Source organism: Roseburia sp. AM23-20 (assembly GCF_003470905.1).
GTDB classification, from domain to species: domain Bacteria; phylum Bacillota; class Clostridia; order Lachnospirales; family Lachnospiraceae; genus Roseburia; species Roseburia rectibacter.
In genome coordinates this window covers 1-4,631 of record NZ_QRHS01000054.1, presented here as the reverse complement: position 1 = coordinate 4,631, position 4,631 = coordinate 1, and the positions used below count along the sequence as shown (strand labels likewise).

At 36.0% G+C, this 4,631-nt stretch carries 7 protein-coding genes and 1 pseudogene; all 8 read right to left on the bottom strand.

Annotated features, from left to right (window positions below):
• On the bottom strand, window positions 1-131 hold a 131-nt coding region (gene tnpA, locus DW650_RS20815), incomplete at its 3' end, for an IS66 family insertion sequence element accessory protein TnpA (RefSeq protein WP_442969851.1).
• A gap of 136 nt (window positions 132-267) precedes the next feature.
• Window positions 268-615 carry an IS66 family insertion sequence element accessory protein TnpB gene (gene tnpB / locus DW650_RS20380; protein WP_118210871.1) on the bottom strand — a complete coding sequence of 116 codons (348 nt, stop codon included), beginning with the start codon at window positions 613-615 and terminating at the stop codon, window positions 268-270.
• A gap of 6 nt (window positions 616-621) precedes the next feature.
• The gene (tnpB, locus tag DW650_RS19830; RefSeq protein ID WP_147403027.1) at window positions 622-723 is read right to left on the bottom strand and encodes an IS66 family insertion sequence element accessory protein TnpB; all 102 of its coding nucleotides are present in this window, start codon (window positions 721-723) and stop codon (window positions 622-624) included.
• A complete protein-coding gene (tnpA, locus tag DW650_RS19465) occupies window positions 717-1,109 on the bottom strand; it encodes an IS66 family insertion sequence element accessory protein TnpA (RefSeq protein WP_147403026.1) in 393 nt (130 codons plus the stop codon). Before tnpA (DW650_RS19465) ends, tnpB (DW650_RS19830) begins: the two co-directional genes overlap by 7 nt.
• Before the next feature lie 278 nt (window positions 1,110-1,387).
• Window positions 1,388-1,972: pseudogene (locus DW650_RS20810) on the bottom strand (DUF6933 domain-containing protein).
• 5 nt (window positions 1,973-1,977) lie between these two features.
• Entirely contained in the window at window positions 1,978-2,301 is a 324-nt protein-coding gene (locus DW650_RS19100) for a hypothetical protein (RefSeq protein WP_118210870.1), read from the bottom strand.
• A 429-nt stretch (window positions 2,302-2,730) separates the two neighbouring features.
• Entirely contained in the window at window positions 2,731-4,266 is a 1,536-nt protein-coding gene (locus tag DW650_RS19095) for an ATP-binding protein (protein ID WP_118210869.1), read from the bottom strand.
• Between the two features lie 64 nt (window positions 4,267-4,330).
• A partial coding sequence (locus DW650_RS19865; RefSeq protein WP_207662852.1) for a hypothetical protein occupies window positions 4,331-4,631 on the bottom strand: 301 nt, incomplete at its 5' end.

Genomic DNA, 4,631 nt, shown 5'->3' with positions numbered 1-4,631 from the left:
TTGCGCATCCAATAATTCATTGTAGAGACTGGAACGTGATGTTCCTGACACCATGTTTTGCAAGTCTGCCCACTGGATTGAAATTCATGGATTCGTTCAGACCACAGTGTGATTTTTTCATCTTTTTCCATAATGATACAGTTTCCTTCCTTTGTTATGAAAAGAGTGTATCAGAAAAATATAGTTGTGGACAGATACGGATGATTACGTACTTACGTCTTTTGCACTTAAAGCCACTGCCTGATCTCCTTCAATCTGATAGCTTAATTATACCAGATCAGGCGCTTTATTAACAGTAAAAAATGCAGTATTTTCAAGGCTTTGCGGTGCTTTTTGTCTTTGTGAACAGGCTTCCAAAGTGGGAGATAAGTTATTCACTTTTTTATGCGCTCCGATGGCTTTGGGCTGTTCTATTTCAAGTCCTGACATTAACCAGTCGAACTGTTGCCATGTAAGTGGACGGACCTCTGACTTATCTCTTGGCCAGCGGTACTTTCCCTCAACGGAGAGACGCTTATACAAAAGTACAAAACCATCTGTTTCCCAGAGCAGTGCTTTGATACGGTCACATCTGCGTCCACAGAATAAGTAAAGCGAACTGCGATGCGGATCCAGATGAAGCTAGTCAATTATAATTGCACAAAGTCCATCAATGGATTTTCGCATATCGGTATAACCACAGACGATATAGATGTCGTTGGCTACCGAAATATCGCCTAACATAAGGAACCTCTCATCGCAAGTATTACTTGCGTTAACAACGATGAATCCGTTCCGTTAGGAATTGTCAGCCTAGCACTATTTATTTCAAGAAGCATTGAGTTCGATGAAACCGGTTCGGATTGTTCATCATTAACGACGAGAGCTGATGGTTTTGGAATTACATCCAACAACACGACATCCTGATGCCGCGCCGGAAGCTTTAATTCATTCCAATTAGATTCCGGAATATCACAGCCTCTTTTGCGGAGTCTGGATACCCAGTTGTAAAACGTAGCCGGACGAATTCCGTTTTCGATGCACCACTGTGCATCGGTTTTGCCGCTTCTGCGGCATTCCATTACAAGTTTAAGCTGCTGGGCAGCTAAAGTTTTTGAGTTACGACTCATTGATAGATACCTCCCATAATTATCAGAGTAAAACACTCGCTTTACTATCAATAATTATGGATAAGATAGAACAATTAAACAATCCGCCCGATTATTGGGCGCTTACTTTTGTTGGCTTTTTAAATTTGACTATTTCAAATGTTATGCTCATGAATGCTCTCCTTTTCCGTCGCTTTTTTCGTCGCCTTTTTAGCGACGAATTATTTTATATATTTTGCTTTTTGTCATTGCAAACTAACTTCTTATGCCCAAACAATTGCTTTTACAATTCTTTTGCGCTAATGGTTAGTACTGCGATTAGTATCTATGTACTTGGTAAAATCAATTACCTTTGCCGGCTTTCTCTTAGTAGCTATCCCTAGTCGTTCCATGTCTAATTTAAAAAGTTCACTCGGATATCCATATGCATCAAATCCCTCTGGCTGGCAAATATATCTGTTCAGATACTCACTAAGTTTCCATTGATACTTTGCTTCTTTCTCCAGCTTCTTACCAAAATACTGTGCATCCATTACCATTCTGTTAATGCCACCAACCGATTTCCTACCATGAGTTTTTGTTACAGTTGTATCGACTGACATTTTAAAATACTACCCTATCTGTTCCTCGGAATATCCCATTTCCTGCATCACGCCATGAATCACACTGCGGATATACATTGTATAATAATTCCAGTTTCTTGGTTCAATATCTGTCATTGCTATTGTATAACGATTACTGGCATTCACAATAAACAAGACATTTCTTCCTTTTATTTTCGTCAAATGTGTGTCCCAGCAGAACACAAGTGAAGCACCTTTGCTTTCTTCAATCTTTGTTGTTTTTAGTCGATCTTGAACTGCTTTTGTTGCACCAATCTCCATATGTATCACCTGCTCATCTCAAGTATGCTTTTTACTTCATTCTGTAATTCATCACTAAAGTCTGATAAATCATTATATGTAATTACTTTCAGTCTAATAAGACGAACAATATCCCATATTACCTCTGATTTTTTCAACTCCATGATAACTCCTGGATGGTGCTTATCTTCTTTTATCCGTTTTTCAAGTTCCCAGAATTTCTCTGATGCAGGCTTTTTATCATCATTCAGAAAATTTGCATACTCTTTAACAAGACCTTCCATATATTTTTCCTGCCAACCTGATAATCTTTCTCGAAATAGCTTCCAATCTTTTTTACTTATGTCCATGATTTTGAACCTCCTCAGTCTCATGTTAGTCTCAACAAACAATTTCAAAAATGAGACTATCTTGAGACTACTACTTTATAATTCACCTGTAAATCCGGGTTTTATCACATTTTGCTATATCATAGAGTCGCACTCAGTCTCAAATCTCGTGAGACTTCGTTGAGACTAACTTTGGAATATTCGTTTTTCAGGAAACTCTTTAAGCGTCTCTCACGCTTTAGAAAGCTTCTTCTTAGAATATTCTGATTTTAGCCACTTGATTTTTCTCAAAATTTCTATGAAATTTCTACGACATTTTCTATGACATTCCCCATCTTCATTATAAGAGTTACTTAAACCAAATTTGTGCCTTTAACCAATTCAGTTTTTACCTTCTCCTGACTTCCACACATAAAGCTTTTACATTCAGGAATACTCTATATCTCATTTTTATTCTATGAATACATACTTTCCCTTTCCTTTACCATTCACCGCTTTAACAACTTTCATGTCTCTAAGTTTTGTCATGACTGCTCTTGCTGTGGATGGTGAGCAATCAAGAATTTCTTTTATTTCTTTTGTGCCAAAAATCTGATTTTTCTCTATTTCATCATACACCTTAAGAATATTTGCTTTCGAAGGTTCATTATATTTTTTCTTCTCAATCGCCGACTTTATCATATCAACCGCCGATTTTTTATCGTCAATCGCCGACTTTTCTTCTCCAATCGCCGGCTTTTGGTAATCAATCAACGACTTATTGACTGCAACAGCTAATTTTTTTAATGAATCAGCGGTTTTCTCAACAATAGTCTTTCCAACTTTTGAATTATAAATAACCGCCTGCAACATAAACGCATTTGTATGATAAACTAGATCTTTTAATCCAACCTGCTCCAATTCATTACACATACGATTAACACCTTCACCAAATTCTTTTACAAATTTATAGTTCTTTAAAAACTCTGCAATCTTAGGATTTCTGGAAAAATGTGTGAAACGTATATTGTCCGCTCTTACAAGTCCCGGAAGTTTTCCCGGGCTTTCAACTACTATATGGTCATCAAACATTTTTATCTGAATATCTGTACCGGTAATACTGTAAGCACGATGAGTAACCGCATTTACGATCAATTCCTGTCTGACAAACTTAGGATATTCCTCATCTGTAACAAATGTTCCATCTGGTCCAAGATACGTTTTTTCTTTTACCTGCGTATCCAAATATGCAATTGCCTCATTTATCATGTTAAGCAGTGTGCCTTCAAAGATAACATCCTTAATTACATTCATCTCTGTTCCAAATTTTTCTTCTGTTCCCTCATAACGTATAAAACGAATCCTTGCACGAGGAAAGAAATTTTGCGGATTCTTTCCAAATAACAAAATTGCAGCGGTACTGATTTGAATCTCGCCATCTTTTTCTTTTATAAACCCTCTGTTTTCTTTGAGATATTCCAATGGACTTTTCCCATAATCAATCTTATCTGTATATTCTTTTACAAAGTCCATATCTATATCATCTATTGTAGCATCGGATACCGCTTTGTCTTCAAAGTAACGTTCTCCTTTGTCATAATTAAGCTGAAGGCGTTCTTCAAATGTCTGCAATTTAGATTTATCACCAACTCTTAAGAATACATCATCTGCCTGATTTGCATGCACCTGTGGACTTGCGTCAATATGCATTACAAGTACATGATTCTCTCTTCCCTTTTCATCAACGCAGGGTACTTTTTCTATTCCAACTTTAATAGTCGGATTACAAAAATCAAATGGCACTCTTAGAAGTTCATTTAACTTCTTGGTTTCAAAATCAATGCCTTCAATTCTTTTTGTCCTATCGGTTATACCTATTGCAATATCTCCACCATCCGCATTAGCAAATGCAACAATCGGTATTGCTAAATCCTTTGGAGAAATATTTATACTTTTCCGATCAAATGTCTGATTTTCTTCCTTTGATAAAATTTCTTCAATTGTCATTGCATTCACCTTCCTATAATTTTTCTTATCTAATTTTCTTTGTTGAAATTATTTACAGTTTTTATCATATATCCATATATATTTTTTCTCTTTTGTACCACAAGTATGTGAATAACATACATCCAAAAAAAGATAGGACAATAACTGCAACCCATATATACCTACAAGTGCATACGCAAACTACCAAATAAAACAATATTGAACTTATAACTATAATACAAGGTGCCTGATTATTAAATGCTATAAAAAACCTTTCCATCTTTGAACTCATAAATTCTTTTCTTTTTACTATAAGTGTCCATAATATTAATCCTATATTATTCACGGCACAGCCGTGAAAGTGGCTGAAAACCACATAGTTTCTA

Excerpts from the sequence above, each read along its gene's own strand:
- tnpB (WP_147403027.1), bottom strand. The coding sequence starts at position 723 with ATGTTAGGCGATATTTCGGTAGCCAACGACATCTATATCGTCTGTGGT.
- tnpA (WP_147403026.1), bottom strand. The coding sequence starts at position 1,109 with ATGAGTCGTAACTCAAAAACTTTAGCTGCCCAGCAGCTTAAACTTGTA.
- DW650_RS19100 (WP_118210870.1), bottom strand. The coding sequence starts at position 2,301 with ATGGACATAAGTAAAAAAGATTGGAAGCTATTTCGAGAAAGATTATCA.
- DW650_RS19095 (WP_118210869.1), bottom strand. The coding sequence starts at position 4,266 with ATGACAATTGAAGAAATTTTATCAAAGGAAGAAAATCAGACATTTGAT.